Origin of the sequence: Deinococcus sp., from assembly GCF_018260555.1 — a bacterium.
GTDB lineage: Bacteria > Deinococcota > Deinococci > Deinococcales > Deinococcaceae > Deinococcus.
On record NZ_JAGLBB010000021.1, the window covers coordinates 1 to 20058 of the forward strand.

Sequence of the window (20058 nt, forward strand, 5' to 3'; positions counted from 1 at the left end):
CAGCTCACGACATGCATCCACTGGAGGCGCCCATTGACCTTGCTGCCCGTCTCGTCCGCATGCAGGACGGGTTGCTGACGGAGCGCCGCTTTCAACTGGGTTTCGAAGTCCTCCAGCCGGGCAGCCGCCAGATTGAGATTCAGGGCAATGGTGCCGTCACTGGGGCGCGCTCCACAGAGCGCGTCCAGAATCTCGCTCGTCCGTTCCATGGGCACGAAATGCGCGGCGTTGAGATACACCGCGAGCCCGTGAACGCGGGGGCCGTACTGCACCTGACCCGCAACATCTCGAGGGAATGGCGCCTGTTGGCGGTGGCGACACGTGGGACAGACCTTGACGTGCGCGCGATACTCCTTGACGTGGAGGCGGAGTTCCGGCAGGTCGTGAACTTGCCGGGCGACCGTCGTCTGGGGAGTGACGTCGTCCCAGACGTGTCCGCAGGGACAGGTGCCAGTGAGGGGGAGGGTGACGATCTCATCTGGATGTGTGGACATTTTGAGCGTTTTCCCCGGATGACCGGGCTGAGCGCCAGAAGACCGCGCGGTCTTCTGGCGCTCACTCTTGGGTACCCAGGGCTTGTCCTGACTGGGAGGCTGACTGGACGTGGTGCTGTTTCGGGCCAGTTGAGCTTTGATAGTGCGAAGTTCAGCCAGCACCTCAGCGAGCTGGGCTTCGAGTCTGGCGCAGTTTGGGCAGGCATCGTCAGCGATACCCAGACTCTACACTTTGCGCCGCACCCCACCCCCCTGCTGAGCAGTTACGGTGCAGTTCCGAATCAATCGGGATCCGCGTGAGTCCCGTCGCAAGCTGTGCCCGGAGTCTGGTGCAACGTCGTTAGCGGCGTAGCCAGTCGGTGGCCCAGCGGGTCACGGCGGGCATGACGAGGTAGGTCATGGCCAGCACGACCACGATGATCTGCGGCAGTGCCCGCACGGGCATGGGGTAGTGGCCCAGCCAGGGGTTCAGGGCTTCTCCGAACAGCCATGAGGTGCTGACGGTGACGGGGTACAGGGCGGCGAGCGTGAGGAGCGCCATCTTCCAGCGGGGCGGCTGGCGCAGGCGGGGGGCGGCGGGCGGCGTGAACCAGAAGTCCAGGCCGGGTTGTTTCTCGAAACTGACGTGTTCATCGACCAGTGGCGCGGCGCGTGAGAGCCATTCGGCGCGTTCCGGCGAGAGTTCCCAGGCGGCGGCGGCGCTCACGGAGTCGAAGCGGGCCAGCAGGGTGTACTCCTGCTCGCCGGGCGGCGGGCGAACCACGCCGGTGCCCCGGTGGCCGGGATTGCGGGCGAGCAGGGCGTTCGCTTCGGTCAGCAGGGCCTCGTACTCGCCTTCCCGGCCGGGGCGGATGCGGCGGCGGAAGACCAGGCTGACCGGGTCGTTGGGCTGCGTGTCGGGCAGGTGCAGGTCGCCGCTCACGCGCCCTCACTGGCGGCGGGCTCGGGAGCGGGCCCGGCGGCCGGGGCGTGGTGGGGCCACACGACGAGCAGCACGCCGGTCAGAATGACGCCCAGCGCCGCCCAGCCCAGCGTGCCCAGCCGCTCGCCGCCCAGGCCGACGCCCAGCGCGACTGCCACGACCGGGTTCACGTAGGCGTAACTGGTGGCCAGCGCGGGGCGGGTGTGTGCCACGAGGTACATGTACGCAGAATACGCCAGCAGGCTGCCGAACACCGTCAGGTACGCCAGCGCCCACAGGCTGGCGGTGCTGGGCGCGCCCCAGCGTTCGCCCATCAGCAGGCTCAGCAGCAGCAGGACGCCGGCGCCGGTCAGCATCTCGGCGGCGCTGCCCATCAGGCCCGGCGGGAGCGGCAGGTGCCGGGACCACTGACTGCCGAAGGTCCAGCACAGCGGCGCCAGGACCAGCAGTGCGGCGGCCAGCGGCGTGGCCCGCAGTTCCCCGGCGTTCAGCAGCGCGATCCCGATCAGGCCCACGGCGATCCCCAGCCACTCGCGGCCGCCCGTGCGTTCCCCCCACAGCTGCCCGAACAGCGCGGCGAACAGCGGCGACACGGCGATGATCATGGCCGCCACTGAACTGCTCGCGTCCCGTTCGGCCAGCGTGACCAGGCCGGTGCCGCCGCCCAGCAGCAGCGTGCCGACGGCGGCGCTGGCCGCCCACTGCCGCGCGTTCGGGAGGGCCGCGCCGCGCAGCCGCAGCACCAGCAGCAGCAGCGCGCCCGCCACGCCGAACCGCGCGGCCAGCATGCCCAGAGGCGGCAGCGTCTCGATGGCGACCTTGATCCCGAAGTACGTGCTGCCCCACACGACGTACACGGTGCCCAGGCACAGCAGGACCAGCGGTGTCAGCGCCCGCGTGGGAGCCGGGTTCAGGGTGGGGGCGCTCATGACGGGTCGCGGGGCAGGCGGCTCTCGATGGCGCGGGCGTGCGCTTCGAGGCCCTCGGCGCGCGCCAGGGTCGCCCCGGCCGGCCCGATGCGGCGCAGCGTGCCTTCGGTCAGGCCCACGACCGAGATGATGTTCTGAAAGTCCCGCACGTTCACGGGGCTCATGAAGCGCGCCGTGCCGCCGGTCGGCATGACGTGACTGGGTCCGGCCACGTAATCGCCCAGGGCCTCCATGGAGTACTCGCCGATGAACACGCCCCCGGCGCGCTGCACCTGCCCCAGCAGGCTCCAGGGGTCGCGGGTCAGCAGGCACAGGTGCTCGGGCGCGTACAGGTTCGAGAGTTCCAGCGCCTCGTCCAGCGAGTCGGCCAGCACGACTTTCATGCGCGCCGAGACGCTGTCACGCGCCCAGCCCCGGTTGGGTTCCGGCAGCGCCTCCAGCTGCCCGTTCAGTTCGGCCTGCACGCGCAGCAGCAACTCGCGGCTGGTCGAGACGAGGACCGGTTCCGCGCCGTTGTGCTCGGCCTGCGCGAGCAGGTCGGCGGCCACGTGGCGCGGGTCGGCGCTGTCGTCGGCCACGACCAGCGTCTCGGTCGGGCCGGGCAGACTCTCGATGCCGGTCTGGCCGTACACCAGGCGCTTGGCGATCACCACGAACAGGTTGCCCGGCCCGGCGATCTTGTCCACGGCGGGAATGCTGGCCGTGCCGTACGCGAGCGCCGCGATGGCCTGCGCGCCCCCGGCGCGGAACACCTGCGTCAGGCCCAGTTCGCGCGCCGCGACCAGGATGGCCGGGTGCACGCTGCCGTCACGGGCGGGCGGCGTGGTGATCACGATGTCCGTCACGCCCGCCACCTGCGCGGGGACCGCCGTGTGAATCAGGGTGCTGATCAGCGGGGCCAGTCCGCCCGGCACGTACACGCCCACGCGCGCCAACGGCCGCACGAGTTGCCCCAGCGCGCCGTCCGGTCCGTGGTTCAGGAAGCCGTGCGCGGGCTGCTGCTCGTAGAAGGCCCGCACGCGGGTGATGGCGGTCAGGATGGCGGCGTGCAGGTCGGCCGGCACGCTGGCCGCGTGCAGGTCGTCGGCGCTGACGGCCAGGGTGTCCGGGCGCGTGCCGTCCAGCCGCTCGGTCCAGTCGCGCACGGCGTCGTCGCCGCGCTCACGCACGTCGGCCAGGATGCGCTCTGCGACCTGCGTGGGGCTCAGGGCCTCACCGAAGGTCGCCTCGATGCGGGCCAGCACGGCGTCCGGGACGGGCAGGTCATTGAAGGTGCGCGTCAGGGCGCGGCGGGCGTCAGGGCCTTGCAGAACTTGCATGATCACTCCAGAAAGAAGGGGGGGAGACGGTGGGCCAGATGAGCCGGGCAACGATGAGCCGGGCAACGATGAGCCGGGAAGAGGTCGGCTCTCAGTCGGCTCTCAGTCGGCCTTCAGTCGGCCTTCAGGGGCGTCGGCGGCGTTCCGGCGTGCCGGCTGGCGCGGCCCGGCGACCCGGCGCGGCCACCACGTTCGCCTCGACCGGTCCGAAATCGGTGGGTTGAATCAGGCGCATCAGCCGCCACGGCGCGGCCTGCTCGACGAACACGTACGCGCCGCCGGGCCGCAGGTAGAAGGCGCTGCACGGCCTGCCCCCGATCTCCTGATCCGGTAGCCGCTGAATCAGGACCCGGCCGCCCGTGAGTTGCGCGTGCGTGCGTTCCGGCGTGGCCGGGTCGCCCGCGCCTTCCGGGGTGGCCTGCGCCACCTGGGCGCGCAGCCACAGCAGCAGGCTGACCGGGTCCTGGTAGTCGGTGGTCAGGGGCGCGCTGGCCTCATCGCGGCCCTGGCGGAGCGTGACCAGTCCGCTGCGCCGGTCGAAGCTCGCCTCGAAGGCGGCGCGGCTCCGCCCGTCCCCCTCGGCGTACCCGAGGCTGGTGAACTGCCGGGGGTGCAGGCGGCTGGTCTGCACCCGCCGGATCTCGGGCAGCACGCCGCCGAAATCGGTCTGCACGCGCGCCACGACGACGCTGCGCTCCGGGTGGATGGCCCACTGCTGCTCACCGGCGTAGCGGCCGCCCAGCGTCAGGGTCAGCGTGAACGCTTCCGGCGCGGCGTACAACTGACCGGCCGCTGCGCCCAGGGCGGGGCCGCCGGGCGCTGTCACGTGAGCAGCGGCCAGAAGCTCTCGCCCGGGCCGGTCCAGTCGGCGCCCAGCGCGTCGGCGGCGGTGGCGCCCACGTCCGCGAAGGTGGCGCGCTCACCCAGGTCCACACCCACCGCCCCGGCGCGGTGCGCCAGCAGCAGCCCGTACTCGCGGGTGTGGTCCGATCCCTTCCAGGTGGGGTCGTTCCCGTGGTCGCTGATGATGACCAGTGCGCCCCCGGCGGGCACGGCGGCGATCAGGTCCGGCAGGGCCGCGTCGAACTGCGCCAGGCAGGCGCTGTAGCCCTGCGGGTCGCGGCGGTGCCCGAAACGACTGTCGAAATCCACCAGGTTCGTGAAGATCAGGCCGCTCGTGCCCTCGGCCCCGGCGCGGCGCATGCGTTCCAGGGTCCTGGCGATACCGTCGGCGTTGTCGTCGGTGTGGATCTCCTCCGTGAAGCCCCGGTGCGCGTAGATGTCCGGAATCTTCCCGATGCCCACGACCGCCCGCCCCGCGTCTTTCAGGGCGTCCAGCACGGTGGGCGGCGGGATCAGGCTGAAGTCCTTGCGGTGCTCGTTCACCCGCTCGAAGGGACGCTCGCCCCGGAACGGACGGGCGATCACGCGGGCCACGGCGTACCTGCCCTGCAGGATCTCGCGCGCGGCGGCGCACCACGCGTACAGCGTCTCCAGCGGTACCACGTCCTCGTGCGCAGCAATCTGGAACACACTGTCCGCGCTGGTGTACACGATGGGTTTGCCCGTTCGCACGTGCTCCTCCCCGAAGTCCACGAGCACGTTGGTTCCGCTGTACGGGCGGTTGCACAGGTGCCCGGTGCCGGTCGCCGCGTCGAAGCGGTCCATCACCTCGGGCGGAAAGCCGTCCGGGAACACCTGGAAAGCGTGTTCCAGTTGCACGCCCATGAACTCCCAGTGGCCGGTGCTGGTGTCCTTGCCGGGACTGACCTCCCGCATCCGCCCGAACGCTCCCTGCGCGGGAACGTCCGGAATGGTCGCCGGGCTGGTCTGCACGGTCGGCACGCGCGCCAGCCCCAGCGCCGCGAGGTTCGGCAGCGCCACGGGCGCGGCCTGCAGGGTGTGGTTCAGGGTGTGGGCGCCGGTATCCCCGAAACTTGCGGCGTCCGGTAGTTCGCCGGCACCCACGGAATCCAGGACGACAATGGTCAGTAACATGCCGCCCAGTCTAATCCGCTGGCCGGCCGTCACTCCCCGCGCCCGGCCACACTCTGCCCGGCCACACTCTGCCCGGCCACACTCTGTGCCCGGCCCTGCGGGATCATCACGGGCCTCACGGGGGGCGCGTGGTACGCTGCGGACGTGACTGCTCCCGCCTCCCAGACTCCTTCTCACACGGCGGTCACGTCCGTTTCGGGTGCCTCGCAGCGCCCGGTCCTGCACGCCGAGCACCTGGGCAAAAGCTACGGCCGCCGCGCCGTGGTCCGCGACGTGAGCCTGACCGTCCGGCCCGGCGAGATCGTGGCCCTGTTCGGCCCGAACGGTGCGGGCAAGACCACCACCTTCTACATGCTCGTGGGCTTCATTCGCCCCGGCGCGGGCCGCATCGCGCTGGGCGAACGGGACGTGACGCGCCTGCCCATGCACGAACGCGCCCGCCTGGGCCTGGGCTACCTGCCGCAGGAACCCAGCGCCTTCCGGAAACTCACGGCCCGCGACAACCTGCTGGCCATCCTGGAATACCAGAACCTGAGCCGCGCCGGGCAGGAAGCCCGCGCGGACTCGCTGCTCGCCGAGTTCGGCCTGACGCACCTTGCGGGCAGTTACGCCTACCAGCTGTCCGGCGGGGAGCGCCGCCGCCTGGAACTGGCCCGCGCCCTGACCACCGACCCCGACTACCTGCTGCTGGACGAACCCTTCACCGGCGTGGACCCCAAGAGCATCCGCGAGATTCAGCGCCTGATTCACGAACTGCGCGACCGCCGGGGCATCGGCGTGTTCATCACGGATCACAACGTCCGCGAGACCATCGCCCTGACCGACCGCGTGTACCTGATGTTCGACGGGCAGGTGAAGTTCGAAGGCACCCCCGCCCAGTTCGCGCAGGACGGGGACGCCCGCCAGTACTACCTGGGCGACGACTTCGAACTGTGAGCCCCGCTGTGCCTGACGTGACCCCAGTCGCGGGCGCTGCCGCCCACCGGAGACCCTGAAGATGCTGTGGCTGTTCCTTCCCTTCGTGATCGTGCTCTCGGGCGTGGTCGCCTACGCCGCGGACACCATCGCCCGCAAGGCCGGTCGCAAGCACATCCGCCTGTTCGGGCTGCGCCCCAAGACCACCGCGCTGCTCGTGGCGGTGCTGTCCGGCATGGGCATCAGCGCCGCCAGCCTCGCCGCGTTCCTGGCCCTGAACAGCAGCGCCGTGAACACCATCGCCCAGGCCGACCAGCTGCGCCCCCAGCTCGAAGCGCTCCGCACCGAGATCGGGCGCGTGCAGGCCGACCTGAGCAGCGCCCAGGCCGAACGCGACCGCGCGCAGCAGGAAGCGCAGACGCTGCGTGAACAGCAGCAGGCCGCGCAGCGCGACCTGAAAAGCACCCGCGCCGACCTGAACGCCGCGCGCGCCGCCGAACAGCTTCTCGCGAAGCAGGCCGCTGACCTTCAGCAGCGCGTGAGCAGCCTGACCACCACCCGCTCCTCGCTGGAACGCCGCGCCAAGGAAAGCCGCCTGAAACTCACGCAGATCGAACAGGCCCTGACCAGCAGCCAGCGGCGCGCCCAGGCGCTCGACGCGCAGGTTGTGGACCTCGCCGCGCGCATCGCCCTGAGTGAACAGGAAACCCGCACCGCGCAGGAACGCGCCGCCGCCGCCCAGCGGGCCGCCGAGCAGGCCCAGGCGCGCGCCGCCACGCAGCAGAAGGTCGCGCAGGCCGCCCAGCAGGCCGCCCGCGCCCAGACCGCCCAGGCAGGCGCGCAGGTCGCGGCCCTCAGCGCCCAGCTGCGCGACCTGAACGCCTCGCGCGCCAATGCCGGCGCCGCCCTGACCAGCGCCCAGCAGGCCCTGAAAGCCGCGCAGGCCGCCCTGGCCCGCGCCCGCGAGCAGCAGCAGGCCGCGCAGCAGACCCGTGACCGCCTGCTGGCCGAACGCACCGGGCTGACCAGCGACCGCGACGCCGCCGCCCGCGACCGTGACCGCGTGCGCGCCGAACTGACCACCCTTCAGGCGCAGCAGGCGCAACTGCGCGCCCAGCAGACCCAGCTGCGCGCCAGCAACGAGGCGCTGGGCCGCGACCTGGCCGCCGCCCGTGACACGCTGGGCAAACTGCAAGACGAGTACTCCAGCAGCCGCGCCGAACTGAGCGCCAGCCGCAACACGGACCTCGCGTACCCCAAGAACGACCTCGTGTACGCCGCCGTCGTCCCCAGCGTGCGCAACCTCGATACCTTCCTGGCCGACGCCGCCCGCAGCGCCCAGACGCGCGGCGCCAGGGGTGCGCCCAGCGCCCGCCTGAACGCCCAGGCCCGCACGGCCCTGGAAACCAAGTTACGTGGGCTGAACGTCAGCACCTTCGTGCAGTGCCGCGCCGCGCAGAACGCCGCCGCCGGGTTCCCGGTCGATCTGACCTGTGACGCCCGCCCCAACGCCGTGCTGTACCGGGCAAATCAGGTGATCCGCCGCGCCGCCGTGAACCTGCGCGCCACGCCCGGCGCCCTGCAGGAACAGCTGAGCGACCTGGTGCGCGACACCGTTCTGGACATCACCACGCGCGGCGTGCCCAGCGAGTACGTCAAGGGCCTGGACGTAACCGAGTTCGTGGCCCTGCTGGGCCGCCTGGACGCCCGCAGCGGCAACGTGGCTACCGTCGGCATCGCCGCGCGGCAGGACGTGCGCCCCGGCAGCCGCGTGGACCTGTACCCCGTGCTGCCCTGACCCGCGCCACGTCACGTCAGCCCGGCTGGCAGCTGTGCATCAGACGCAGCAGGTACACTCCGCGCATGCGCTCACTGGCCTGCCTGCTGACCCTGACCCTGCTGCTCCCCGCCTCCGCGCAGGCCGCGCCGGTCCGCGTGGAATTCTGGCACGCCATGACCGGCGTGAAAGACACCGTCGCCGCCTACGCCCGCGATTTCAACCGCTCGCAGGGCACCTACGAGATCGTGCCGGTCGCGCAGGGCAACTACCGCGAACTGCTGCCCAAACTCCAGGCGGCCATCAAGAGCGGCCGCGCGCCCGCCCTGGCACAACTGGAATTCACGCAGTTCCCCGCGCTGGCCGCCGCCGGGCAACTGTCGGACCTGACCCGCACCGTGGACGCCCTGCCCGCCGCCCTGCGAAACGACTTCTACCCGGCCGTGTGGCGCGCCGGCGAGATGGGCGGGCGCACCTACGGCCTGCCCTGGAACGTCAGCGTTCCGGTCCTGATGTTCAACGCCCGCATCCTGGAAAACGCCGATCAGAAGGTCCCGGACACCTGGGCGGACCTGGAACGCGTCAGCCGCGCCCTCGCCACGGGCGGCCGCCGACCCCTGGTGGTCGCCGCCGACGCCTGGACCTTCGAGGCGAACGTCCTGTCACGCGGCGGGACGCTCAGCAGCGGCCAGGAACCCCGCCTGAACAGCCCGGGCGCCACCGAGGCCCTCACGCAGCTGGCCCGCATGAGTGCCGCCGCCCAGGCGCAGCCCCGCACCCTGAACGAGGCCACCCGCGCCGCTATCGACTTTGCGCGCGGCCAGAACGTGTTCGTACTCGCCAGCGTCGCCAACTGGACCGACGCGCGCCGACTCCCGCTGTTCAAGCTGGGCGTCGCGCCGTTCCCCTGCGAGAAGGTCGGCGCGTGCACGGTCCCGCTGGGCGGCGCGACCCTGGCCGTCCCGGCCGGCACCCCTGCCGCCGAGCAGGCCGGAGCCGCCGCGTTCTGGCAGTTCCTGAACACCCCTGACCGGCTGGCCAACTGGGTGCAGGCCACCGCCTACGCCCCGCCCCGCCGCGCCGCCGTGCCCCTGCTCGAAGGCTGGTACGCGAAGAACCCGCAACTGCGCGCCGCGCACGCCCAGATGAACCGCGCCGTGCCGCGCCCCACCACGCCCGCCTACGCCACCTGGACGGCCCTGCTGGAAACCGCCATTCAGAAGGCCACCAGCGGAACGATGAGCGCCAAGGCCGCGCTCGACGAGGCGCAGGCTCAGGCGCAGCGTTGATCCAGGCGCAGTACTGAGACAGGCGCAGCGTTGATCCAGGGGCTCTCAGCCCTGACGGCGGCGGGTCGGGGCGTACACTGGCGCGCATGAACGCCCTGTACCTGCTGTTGACCCTGGCCGTCGCCGCGCTGCTGCTCATGTTCCTGCTGCGTCCCGGCGTGGCCCGCGCCGGGACTGTATGGGGACTCGCCGCGACCCTGCCGCTGCTGGCGGCGCTGGTCGTGGCCCTGGGCCGGCAGTAAGACGGACTGCCGCTCCACTGCGCCACAGTTGGAAGGGCGCCGCCTGCGGCTCCATACCGCGAAGGGGCGTCTGCTCTTCCTCCTCGCGTCCGCTCGGATGGATTCGGGATTGCACCGGTTCAACCGCAGTGCGTCTTACTCGCCCAGGTAGCGGCGCAGTTCGTCCAGCGCGTGGGTTGTGCCGATCAGGACCAGTTTGTCGTGCGGGCGGAGTTCGTCCTCGGCGCCGGGCGTGACCTCGATCTTCCCGGCGCGGCTCATGGCGATCACCTGCACCCCGAAACGGCCCGTGAGGTTCAGGTCACGCAGCGTGCCTTTCAGGCGCTCGTTCGCCTCGATTTCCACGACGGCGTAATCGCTGCCCAGGTCCAGGGTGTCCACGATGTTCGGCGTGGCGATCTGCCGTGCCAGGCGCACGCCCATGTCATGTTCGGGCCGGATGACGAGGTCCGCGCCGATGCGTTCCAGTACGCGCCGGGCCATCTCGTCAATGGCCTTGCACACCACGTACGGCGCGCCGAGGCTCTTGGCGTTCATGGTGGCCAGGATGTTCGCCTGCACGTCCGTGCCGATGGCGACCACGACCACGTCGAAGTCCGCGACGCCCAGGGTCCGCAGGGCGCGTTCGTCGCTGGCATCCAGAATGGCGGCGTGCGTGACGAGGTTCATGACCCGCTCGACGTTCTCCTCGTGCTGATCGACAGCCACGACTTCGTGGCCCATCTCGTACAGGGTGGTGGCGACAGCCGTACCGAAGCGGCCCAGGCCGATCACGAGGCATTGTTTGCTTTTCATGGGGATTCCTTTCGCGCGCCGGCGGTCAGTCGGGCCGGTGTTCCAAGAGAGTACTTCAGGTGAGGGGCGGCCGGGATCGCCCGACCAGAATGTCCCGTTCTGGCGGGTAGCGGACGCTGCCACCGCTGCCCGGCTCGAACAGCCGACGCGCGAAGGGCAGCGAGGGTCGCAGCGATACCACGCCTCCGTTCAGGGCGCTTCCCTGCTGCGCGGGGTGCTGGCGTTCGCTGCTGGGCGCGCGCCACCCGGCCCGCAGCGCGGACAACGTGCCGGGGGAGGATGATGCTCAGCCCACCTATCTGCGCGAGCAGGTTGATCGTCTTCATCCGATCAGGATGTCCTTCTCGGCCGGGTAGCGGACCAGGTCCCCGGAAACCGAGCGGCTGAACGCCACGGCGAACGTCAGCGGCCCGATGCGCCCGAGGAACATCAGGATGATCAGCACGATGTGCTGGTCGGGGTTCAGGAGCGGCGTGGTGTTCATGCTCAGGCCCACCGTGCCGAAGGCACTGACCGCCTCGAAGAACAGGTTCACGAAGCGCACGTCCGCGCGGGTGTTCAGGGCCAGCAGCAGCACGAACATGAAGTTCACCAGTCCGATGCTCAGCAGGCCCACCGTCATGGCCCGCAGGACCGTGTCGGTATCCAGTCGGCGGTGGAACAGGGTCGCGTCGCTCCGGCCGCGCACCATGCTCCAGGCGCTGGCCATCATGACGTAGAAGGTGCTGGTCTTGATCCCGCCGCCCGTCCCGCCGGGGTTCGCGCCGATGAACATCAGGATGATACTGATGAACAGCGTCGTGAGGCCCATCGCGCCGTAATCCAGCGTGTTGAACCCGGCGGTGCGGGTCGTGACACTCTGGAAGAAGCTCGCGAGCAGTTTCGTGCCGAAGCCCAGCGGGCCCAGCGTGGCCGGGTTGTTCCACTCGAAGATCAGGTACGTCAGGGTGCCGACCACCAGCAGGAGCGTCATCATGGTCAGGACCAGTTTGCTGTGCACCATCAGCCGGTTGCGGCGGGGGTTCATCAGGTGCGCGACCACGTTCAGCTGCACCAGGAAGCCCGTGCCGCCCAGAATGATCAGCAGCGCCACCACGATGCTCACGAGCGGGTCGGCCACGAAGTCCATCAGGTTGTTGCTGTACAGCGCGAAGCCCGCGTTGTTAAACGCGCTGATCGAGTGAAACATTGCGTAGAAGAGCCCCCGCCCCCAGCCCTCCAGCGGCACGAACCGGAACGCCAGCAGCGCCGCGCCCACCAGTTCGATCAGGAACGTGTACAGGAAGATGCTGCGAATCAGGGCCAGCACGCCACCCGCGTTCAGTGCGCCCACCTGCTGCGCCACCCGCATCCGCTCGGTGAAGTTCACGCGGCGGCGCGACAGCAGCGCGAACGACGTGCCGAACGTGATGATCCCCAGACCGCCCAGCTGGATCAGCAGCATGATGATCACCTGCCCCAGCCGGTTAAAGTCCTTGGCGGGATCGATGACGTTCAGGCCCGTCACGCACAGCGCGCTCGTGGACGTGAACAGCGCCTGCAGGAAATTCACGGGGCGGCGCGTGCCGTCCTCGTTCAGACCGTGGGTCACCGGCAGGGACAGCAGAACGCCGCCCAGCACAATGGCCACCATGAACGACAGTGCAATCAGCTGTGGCGGACTCAGGCGTGAGTACAGTGTCTTGCGGCGAACAGCACGCGCCGCGTCGGGCGGATCTGAAGGGGGACGGCTCGGGGGTGGGCGGGTCATAGAGTGGCCGGATTCTACGCCGCGCACACCCCCGCCGCACCGCCGACCTATACTGTCCTGCTATGCCCAGACCTGCCCGCACAGACCGCGCCTCGCCCTACGGGCGGAAAACCAGCCGACCCAAGGTCGATCACCGCACCCGCGCCCCGGCGCGGGAGTACGAACTTGAGGCGCTCGCCGGTCTTGAACACGTGGCCACCACCGAACTCGATACCGTGCCGCTGGCCCGTGACATTCGCGGCCCGCGCTTCTGGTACCCCGGCGACCCGGAACGCCTGACCCGCCTGAAAAGCGTGACAGCCGTGTACCGCGTGCAGGGCTGGGACGTTCCCCGCCCGCGCGGCCTGCTGGGCCACCAGCAACTCGGCGAACTGAGCGCCTTCCTGAAAGAAGTCATCGCGGTCGGCGGGCACACCTCCTTCCGTATCGGCGCGGCCGGACGGGAAAGCAGCGTCATGCAGCGCATCGCAGAGGAACTCCAGACGGCGCTGCAACTGCCACACGAGCCCGAAACCGGCGAACTCCTGATCCGCATCCTGCCGCAGCAGCAGGGTGAAGGCTGGGACGTCCTGGCCCGCATCACCCGCCGCCCCCTGAGTGCCCGCGCGTGGCGCGAGTGCAACATGGCCGGCGGCCTGAACGCCACCATCGCCTACGCCGCGCACAAACTCGCCGGGCAGCGCGACAACGACCGCATCTTCAACCCCATGAGCGGCAGCGGTACGCTCCTGATCGAACGTGCCCTGATGGGCCCCTACGACGCCCTGGTCGGCGTGGACATCAATCCCGACGCCGTCAGGTGCGCCCAGACGAACATCCGCGCCGCCGGACGCGACATCGAGGTGGCCGCCGTCGACGCCCTGCACACCGGCCTGCCCGCCCGCTCGTTCGACCTGGTCATGACCGACCTGCCCTGGGGCGACGCCATCGGCACGCACGGCGGCAACGACGCCCTGTACCCCGCCTTCCTGAAAGAAATGCACCGCCTGACCAGCCAGCGCGGCCGCCTGTGCGTCATCACGCACGAAATCCGCCTGTTCGAACGCGTCCTGGCCGACCAGCAGAAATGGAACGCCCACGAACTCTTCCAGGTCGCCAGTGGCGGCCACCATCCCAAGGCGTACCTGCTCAGCAAACGCTGACTGGGCCGCCCCACGCGTACAATGCCCCGCATGACCGATCCCCTCCAGGGCTGGCAGCCCGCGCCCGCCGGGCACAAGCACGTCGTCAGCGTCAGCCTGGGCAGCAGCGCCCGCAACGCCCGCGAAACCGTCACGGTGCTGGGCCAGCCCTTCATCATCGAACGGATCGGCACGGACGGCGATCCCCGCAAGATGGCCGCCATGTTCCAGGCGCTCGACGGCCGCGTGGACGCCTTCGGGCTGGGCGGCGCGGACCTGTACCTGCTGGCCGACGGAAAACGCTACACCTTCACGAACGTCCGCAAACTGGTCGCCGGGGCGCGCATCACCCCGGTCCTCGACGGCAGCGGCCTGAAAAACACCCTGGAACGCGACGCCATCACGCAACTCGACCCGGTCCTGAACTGGCGCGCGCGCAAGGTCCTGATGGTCTCCGCCGTGGACCGCTTCGGCATGGCCGAGGCCCTCGCTGAACAGGGCGCGGACATGGTGTTCGGGGACCTCGTGTTCGGCCTGAACGTCGACCGGCCCCTGCGCAGCATCACGTCCCTGCGGCGCGTTGCGCGGCTGATCCTGCCCGCCCTGACCCGCCTGCCGCAAGACTGGTTCTACCCGACCGGCGCCAAGCAGGAAAGCAGCGTGCAGGGCAAAGGCACGCGCTACTACGCCTGGGCCGACGTGATCGCCGGAGACACCCACTACGCCAAACGCTACGCCCCGCAGGACCTGAGCGGCAAGACCATCCTCACGCAGACCATCACCCAGGCCGACCGCGACTGGATGAAAGCGCGCGGCGTGGCCCGCCTGATTACCACCACGCCCCGCATGGGCAGCCGCAACTTCGCCACCAACGTCCTGGAAGCCATGTTCGTCGCCCTGAGCGGCAAACGTGAGGCCCTGACCGGCCCCGAATACCTGGAGTACATCCGGCAGGTGGGTTTCAAACCCGAAATCAACGAGCTGTAAGCCGCGTCAGCAGCCCCCCAGCGCCTCCTGCCATCCGAGCGAAGCGAGTGGGAGTACAACGGGTTCCGGACGTGGAGTTGGCCACCCGGTGAAGTTCCGGAGTGTCAGCGAAACAAACGGAATCCGCATGACAGGAGTGAGAGCGAACCGCCGCGCCTCAGCGGGTACACTCCGGGGCATGCAGGCACTCGTGGACGCGATTCGGCAGCAGGGTGAAGTTCTTCCCGGTGGGATTCTCAAGGTGGATGGACTGGTGAACCACCAGTTGCTGCCGCACCTGACGCGCGAGATGGGCGAGGTGTTCGCCGCGCACTTCGCGCCGCTGAACCCCGGCAAGATCGTGACCATCGAGGTCAGCGGCATCGCGCCCGCCATCGCGACGGCCATGGTGCTGGGCGTGCCGATGGTGTACGCCCGCAAGAAGAAACCCGTCACCATGAAGGAACCCGCGTTCACGGCGCAGTCCGTCAGCCGCACCAAGGGCGGCGTGGTGGACCTGTTCATCAGCAGCGAGTTCCTGGGCGCCGGGGACCGCGTGGTCGTCATTGACGATTTCCTGGCGTCCGGCGGCACCTTGCGGGCACTGGCGGGCATGATCAAGGTCAGCGGCGCCGATCTGCTGGGAATCGGCTGCGTCGTGGAAAAGCAGTTCGAGGAGGGTCGCGCCAAACTCGCGGACCTGAACGTGCCCATCCACACCCTGGCGAACATCGTCCGCATGAGCGAATCAGGCGGAATCGAGGTCGAAGCGGGACGCTGATGGAACTGTAGGGTGCAGGGAGTGGGTGCGACTAAGTACGTTGGAGCTAACATTGCGAGATTCCGGGAAAGCGCCGGAACCTCTCCATTCCCGCTCCAACGTACTTTCTTCTGCTACGCGCTCCGCGCGGTTTATCTACAGGATAAACGCAGTGTACTTAGGAGCAGGGCGGCCCTCCGGACGTGGAGTTGGCACATCGGCGCCCTCCCGGGTTGTCGGGGCAACAGACGGCATCCGTCTTACCTGAACAGGGTGGGCATGGTGACCTCACCTTCGACCCACACGCGGCCTTTCTCGCGGCGTTTGCCGCGGATCAGGGCGGTGTCGGCCCGGGCAATCAGCTGGGCGCTGTTTTCGGGGCGGGGTTCGGTGGGGTAGGTGGTGCGGGTACCGGCGTCATGAAAGGCGAGTCCGGCGGTGGAGGCCAGCGCGTGCGAGATGCCGTCCACGATGATGGGTCGGCGGGCGATGGCGTCCAGTACGCCCTCGACGCGCAGGCGCACTTCCTCGCGGGAGTTCGCCTGGATCAGCAGCGCGAATTCGTCCCCGCCCAGACGGCCCAGGGTGTCTCCGACGCGCAGCGCGGCCAGCATGCGCGCGCCCACTGCGTGCAGCACCTCGTCGCCGGTGTGGTGGCCGAAGGTGTCGTTCACCTGCTTGAAGCCGTCCAGGTCGAATATGGCGACGCCCAGCGCCGCGCGGCCGGGCGGGTCTCGCAGCGTTTCATGCAGTTGCGCCATGAAACTGGCGCGGTTGGGCAGGCCGGTCAGGTAGTCGGTGGTTGCCTGGCGTTGCAGTTCGGCCAGGGGTCGGGTGGCGCGCAGCACGATGGGCCACGCGAGCAGGCTACCGCTCAGGCTGACCAGCAGCACGAACAGCAGCGGACTGCGCGAGCCGTTCAGTCCGGCCGTGAAGTCGGCGGTGGGGGCGTATACGCCGACCATCCAGGTGACACCGGGCTGCACCTCGACGGGCCGCAAGATGGCCGCGAACTGCTGGCCGTTCACGGTGTACCAGTGCGTGCCGTCGCGCGTGGTGGGCAGACCGTGCTCGTCCAGCAGGGCGCGCAGCGCCGGGTCCGCGATTTCCGAGAGGAGCGGGACGTCGGTGCTGGGCTCGCCGGGCCACGCGCGGGAGGTGGCGATGGCGTGCCCGCCGCCGTCTGTGATGAACGCGCGGCCGTTGGCGCTGATCTGCATGCCGGTCAGGAAGTCCGCGAGTTGCCGCAACTGTACGTCAGCGCCGATCACGAGTGCCCCGCTGGACCCGGTCAGTGAGGAGGCCACGGTCACGCCGGGCTGCCCGGACGACGCGAAGATGTACGGGTCGGTCCACACGACCTCGCCGGGCTTCTGCTGCGCGAGCACGTACCAGGGCCGCGTGCGCGGGTCGTAGTCGTTTGCCGCGCTGGACTGACTGGTCAGTGTGCCGGTCTGGTTGTATGTACTGGTCAGGACGCGCCGCTGCGGGCGGACCTCGATCACGCGCGTGAAGCGGTCGGTGTTGTGTGGGCCGCCGCGCCGGGCGAACACGAAGCGGCCGTCCGCGTGGCCCACGAGCACGCCGTTCAGTTGCGGCACGCTGTCCAGCAGCGCCTGGAAGTTCAGGAGTTGCCCGCTGGGGTCGTCGGCGCTGATCAGGCCGCTGCTCATGTTCGCGCGGTTGACCTTCACGATCTGCGAGGCGCTCTGCAGGTAACTGCGGACGTTGTCGGACGTGACCCGCACCAGTTGCTCCAGCGACGACTGCGCCTGGGTCTTCAGGGCCCGCTCGGAGTTCTGCCGGTCGCTCCACAGCGCCACGAGCAGCGTCAGGGCCTGCGTGACGATCAGGGCCGACAGCAGCCACCACCGCGACCACGAGAAGACCCTGAGGGCCTGCGTGGACGTCAGTGAACGGGACTCTGGGACCTGTGGCGACGATTGAGAAATGAGAAAAACCTCACGGTAGTCTAGCGGTTGCCGGGCCGGGCGGGTATCCCCTCAGCGGGTGCGGTTCAGGCAAGAGCGGTTCAGGGCAGGTACGTCCAGGCGTTCACGTCCAGCAGACCGCGCGGCGTGAGCTTGAGCGCCGGAATGACGGTCAGGCCCAGGAAACTCAGGGTCGTGACCGGGTACGGCAACCGGCAGCCCAGCGCCCGGCAGGCCCTCGTTACCTCGCCCAGCCGCGCGGCCGCTTCTGCGGGAGGCTGGTCGGTCATCAGGCCCGCGAACGGGAGCGGCAGACTCGCCCGCACCTCGCCGCCCGACACGACCACCACGCCGCCTCCCATGGCCTCCAGGGCCCGACCGGCGGTCCGCACGTCCCCATCCGTGCCCCCCAGGAAGGCCACGTTGTGCGCGTCGTGCAGCACGCTGATGCCCAGCGTTCCCCCGTCGCCCATGCCGGTGCCGGACGTCAGGCATGCCGACCACTCGCCCCGCCCGTAACGGTCCGCGACGACCAGCCGCGCGTCCCCGCTGCCCGGCGCGCCCACCCCGGTCGTGATCTGCGACGCGCTGACCTGCATGACCGGCCAGTGCGCCGGCACCTCGAAGGTCGCCGTGTCCCACCCGGCCCCCAGGGACACGCCTCCACCCGGCAGCGGCGGCGTGACCGTCCCGGCGCGCGCCTCCTGGCCGCCCACGAAGGTGTCGAGTACCCCGAAATCCGACAGGTCACGCAGCAGCACGAAATCCGCGTGGTAGCCGGGCGCGACCAGCCCCGAGTCGTGCAGACCCCAGTACTCGGCCGGGTTGCAGGTCACGAGGGCCACGGCGTCGGCCGGGTGCAGGCCGCCCGCCACGCAGGTGCGCAGCAGGCGGTCCAGGTGACCCAGTTCCAGCAGTTCGTCCACGCTCACGTCGTCACTGACCAGCATGGCCCGACGGGGCCGTTCCAGCAGCACCGGCAGCAGCGCGTCCAGGTTGCGAGCGGCCGAACCCTCACGCACCATCAACCACAGGCCCGCCCGTAGCCGCTCGCGGGCCTCGTCGGGCGTGGTCGCCTCGTGATCCGAGTGCAGGCCCGCCGCCGCGTACCCCTGAAGATCCCGGCCCCGCACGCCCGACGCGTGCCCGTCCAGCCGCAGGCCCGACGCCCGCCCGGCCTCCAGTACGTCCCACACGTCCTCGCTGCCGCCCAGCACGCCGGGGTAGTTCATCATCTCGGCCAGTCCCAGCACACCCGGCAGGCGCAACATGCCCGCCACGTCCGCCGCGCTCACCACCGCGCCGCCCGACTCGAACGGACTGGCGGGCACGCACGACGGCGCGGACGCCCACACCCGCAGCCCCGACGTGTGGCCCGCCGCGAGCATCCATTCCAGGCCCGCTGCGCCCAGCACGTTCACCAGCTCGTGCGGCTCGGCCACCACGCCCGTCGTGCCGCGCCCCAGCACCGCGCCCGCAAAGCCCGCCGGGGTCAGCAGACTCGACTCGATATGCACGTGCCCGTCGGTGAATCCCGGCGCGAGGAACGCCCCGCGCGCCTCGACCACCCGCGCCGCCTGGAATCCGGAGCCCAGCGCCGCGATCCGCCCGTCCGCGACGAGCACGTCCGCTCCGAACACCTCGCGGGTGGCCGGCTGCACCACCTGCGCGCCCCGTACCAGCAGGTCCCCCGGTTCCTCACCGCGCGCCACCCGCACCAGACGGCGGCGATCCACCACACCCGTTCCTTCGTAGACACCAGACATGACGCAGTGTAGGGGAGAAGTCCGGACGCGCCGCCCGCCTGCCCAGACGTACTCCTCCAGATTCACTGGGCCAGATTCACTCCGCCGGAGGCGTCGCCCCGGACAGAGCAGCCCGGAGGGCTTTACACGGAATCCGCCCTGCTCCCACTCGACTCGCTCGCATTGCAGGGTCCTTGCCGCCCCTTCAACCGCAGTCCGTCTTACCCCTGACCCGACCCGCCCGGCGGCGGCCCCTTGAACGCCCGCAGCAGCGCACCGCGTTCCTCCAGCGCCTGCCGGAACAGCGCCTGCTGGTAAGCGCGCGCGTCGTTTACGGCCTTGCCGGGCTTGCGCGCCTGCTCCGCTCCCTGTCCCGGCGGCCCGGGCTGGGCCTGGAGTTTCAGCGTGGGCGCCAGCCCCCCGAAGCGGCGCGCGCGGAACATGCCCGGATGTTCCTCGAACACCGCCGTCACGCCGTCCGGTAGCCCCGCCAGGTGTGCTGCAAAGACTTGCTCCTGCGCCAGTTCGGCGTGCGCCGCGCCCGGCCCCAGCTCGGTCAGCAGCCGGTCGATCAGCGCGAACACCAGCGCCGCGTAGGCCTCCGCCTCGGCGCGGGTGGGCAGCGTACCCCGGTGAATCACGCGGTTGCGGAAATCCGTGCCCAGGCCACGCGCCGTCAGGAAGTCCGGCTCGCGGCCCTCACGCAGCAGGTACGCCAGCGCGAACATCCCCAGTTGCCGCTCGGACTGGCTGGCCACGTGCCGCCACGTCCCCTCCAGCCCAGCCAGGGCCGCGCTGAACTCCTGCTCGGCGTTCGCGGCGCGCTCCAGCGTGAACGCCCACACGTAGAACTCGAAAAACCGCTCCAGGGCCGCCGCGAAACTCGCGACTGCCTCGCGCGCGTAGCCGTCCATCGATGCCCGCGTGCCCAGGTCGAACAGCACCTCGAAGCGGTGCTTACGCAGGAACACGCAGTACCGCGCCCCGCAGTGCGCGCACGTCAGGGCATGCACGGAACTGTCCGTGAACTCCGCGCGGTTCTCACGGGCGCACGCCGGGCAGACGGTCGGGAAGTCCATACCCGCGAGTCTACCCGCGCGCCCCT

The 20058-nt window shown here is 70.1% G+C and carries 19 protein-coding genes; 7 read left to right on the top strand and 12 right to left on the bottom strand.

From position 1 onward, the window contains the following. The 6 genes from QZ271_RS05815 to QZ271_RS05840 all read right to left on the bottom strand — a co-directional run. On the bottom strand, positions 1-710 hold a 710-nt coding region (locus QZ271_RS05815), incomplete at its 3' end, for a transposase (protein WP_291429815.1). Between the two features lie 124 nt (positions 711-834). Beyond that, entirely contained in the window at positions 835-1416 is a 582-nt protein-coding gene (locus tag QZ271_RS05820) for an antibiotic biosynthesis monooxygenase (protein WP_291429782.1), read from the bottom strand. Next, complete coding sequence (gene yedA / locus QZ271_RS05825; protein ID WP_291429783.1) at positions 1413-2345, bottom strand: drug/metabolite exporter YedA; 933 nt, start codon at positions 2343-2345, stop codon at positions 1413-1415. Before yedA ends, QZ271_RS05820 begins: the two co-directional genes overlap by 4 nt. Continuing rightward, positions 2342-3664: a histidinol dehydrogenase gene (gene hisD, locus QZ271_RS05830; RefSeq protein ID WP_291429784.1), complete on the bottom strand. Its 1323-nt coding sequence runs from the start codon at positions 3662-3664 to the stop codon at positions 2342-2344. Before hisD ends, yedA begins: the two co-directional genes overlap by 4 nt. Positions 3665-3788: 124 nt before the next feature. Further along, on the bottom strand, positions 3789-4490 hold the full coding sequence (locus tag QZ271_RS05835) for a hypothetical protein (RefSeq protein ID WP_367114317.1): 702 nt from the start codon (positions 4488-4490) through the stop codon (positions 3789-3791). Further along, complete coding sequence (locus QZ271_RS05840) at positions 4487-5662, bottom strand: phosphopentomutase (protein WP_291429785.1); 1176 nt, start codon at positions 5660-5662, stop codon at positions 4487-4489. The genes QZ271_RS05835 and QZ271_RS05840 overlap by 4 nt, the downstream gene beginning before the upstream one ends. A gap of 219 nt (positions 5663-5881) precedes the next feature. Here QZ271_RS05840 and lptB point away from each other — a divergent pair, with 219 nt between their 5' ends. The 4 genes from lptB to QZ271_RS05860 all read left to right on the top strand — a co-directional run bounded on the left by lptB (position 5882) and on the right by QZ271_RS05860 (position 9885). Continuing rightward, positions 5882-6598 carry an LPS export ABC transporter ATP-binding protein gene (lptB, locus tag QZ271_RS05845; protein ID WP_291429817.1) on the top strand — a complete coding sequence of 239 codons (717 nt, stop codon included), beginning with the start codon at positions 5882-5884 and terminating at the stop codon, positions 6596-6598. Between the two features lie 61 nt (positions 6599-6659). Continuing rightward, complete coding sequence (locus QZ271_RS05850; protein WP_291429786.1) at positions 6660-8375, top strand: DUF3084 domain-containing protein; 1716 nt, start codon at positions 6660-6662, stop codon at positions 8373-8375. A gap of 65 nt (positions 8376-8440) precedes the next feature. After that, positions 8441-9643, top strand: a complete 1203-nt coding sequence (locus QZ271_RS05855) for an ABC transporter substrate-binding protein (RefSeq protein ID WP_291429787.1) — start codon at positions 8441-8443, stop codon at positions 9641-9643. An 86-nt stretch (positions 9644-9729) separates the two neighbouring features. Then, positions 9730-9885 carry a hypothetical protein gene (locus tag QZ271_RS05860; RefSeq protein ID WP_291429788.1) on the top strand — a complete coding sequence of 52 codons (156 nt, stop codon included), beginning with the start codon at positions 9730-9732 and terminating at the stop codon, positions 9883-9885. Between the two features lie 135 nt (positions 9886-10020). Here the strand turns inward: QZ271_RS05860 and QZ271_RS05865 are convergent, their stop codons facing one another. Genes QZ271_RS05865 through QZ271_RS05875 form a run of 3 tightly spaced genes read right to left on the bottom strand, consistent with a single transcriptional unit; the run spans position 10021 to position 12313 of the window. Beyond that, positions 10021-10803, bottom strand: coding sequence for a TrkA family potassium uptake protein (locus QZ271_RS05865; protein WP_291429789.1), 783 nt, complete (start codon positions 10801-10803; stop codon positions 10021-10023). Further along, positions 10736-10945 carry a hypothetical protein gene (locus tag QZ271_RS05870; protein WP_291429819.1) on the bottom strand — a complete coding sequence of 70 codons (210 nt, stop codon included), beginning with the start codon at positions 10943-10945 and terminating at the stop codon, positions 10736-10738. The genes QZ271_RS05865 and QZ271_RS05870 overlap by 68 nt, the downstream gene beginning before the upstream one ends. Positions 10946-11002: 57 nt before the next feature. Beyond that, positions 11003-12313 carry a TrkH family potassium uptake protein gene (locus QZ271_RS05875; RefSeq protein WP_291429790.1) on the bottom strand — a complete coding sequence of 437 codons (1311 nt, stop codon included), beginning with the start codon at positions 12311-12313 and terminating at the stop codon, positions 11003-11005. Positions 12314-12492: 179 nt separating this feature from the next. On the opposite strand from QZ271_RS05875, the gene QZ271_RS05880 reads away from it, so the two are divergent. The 3 genes from QZ271_RS05880 to xpt all read left to right on the top strand — a co-directional run bounded on the left by QZ271_RS05880 (position 12493) and on the right by xpt (position 15298). Further along, the gene (locus tag QZ271_RS05880) at positions 12493-13572 is read left to right on the top strand and encodes a methyltransferase domain-containing protein (RefSeq protein WP_291429791.1); all 1080 of its coding nucleotides are present in this window, start codon (positions 12493-12495) and stop codon (positions 13570-13572) included. Between the two features lie 30 nt (positions 13573-13602). After that, positions 13603-14538 (top strand): quinate 5-dehydrogenase, encoded by a 936-nt coding sequence (locus QZ271_RS05885; protein WP_291429792.1) that lies wholly within the window; start codon positions 13603-13605, stop codon positions 14536-14538. Positions 14539-14716: 178 nt separating this feature from the next. Next, positions 14717-15298, top strand: a complete 582-nt coding sequence (gene xpt / locus QZ271_RS05890) for a xanthine phosphoribosyltransferase (protein WP_291429793.1) — start codon at positions 14717-14719, stop codon at positions 15296-15298. Between the two features lie 239 nt (positions 15299-15537). Here the strand turns inward: xpt and QZ271_RS05895 are convergent, their stop codons facing one another. From QZ271_RS05895 to QZ271_RS05905, 3 genes are all read right to left on the bottom strand, one after another. Next, positions 15538-17100 (bottom strand): sensor domain-containing diguanylate cyclase, encoded by a 1563-nt coding sequence (locus tag QZ271_RS05895; protein ID WP_291429794.1) that lies wholly within the window; start codon positions 17098-17100, stop codon positions 15538-15540. Between the two features lie 209 nt (positions 17101-17309). Then, on the bottom strand, positions 17310-18974 hold the full coding sequence (locus QZ271_RS05900; protein WP_291429795.1) for an adenine deaminase C-terminal domain-containing protein: 1665 nt from the start codon (positions 18972-18974) through the stop codon (positions 17310-17312). A 200-nt stretch (positions 18975-19174) separates the two neighbouring features. Further along, positions 19175-20032: a hypothetical protein gene (locus tag QZ271_RS05905; protein WP_291429796.1), complete on the bottom strand. Its 858-nt coding sequence runs from the start codon at positions 20030-20032 to the stop codon at positions 19175-19177. Between the last annotated feature and the right edge of the window lie 26 nt (positions 20033-20058).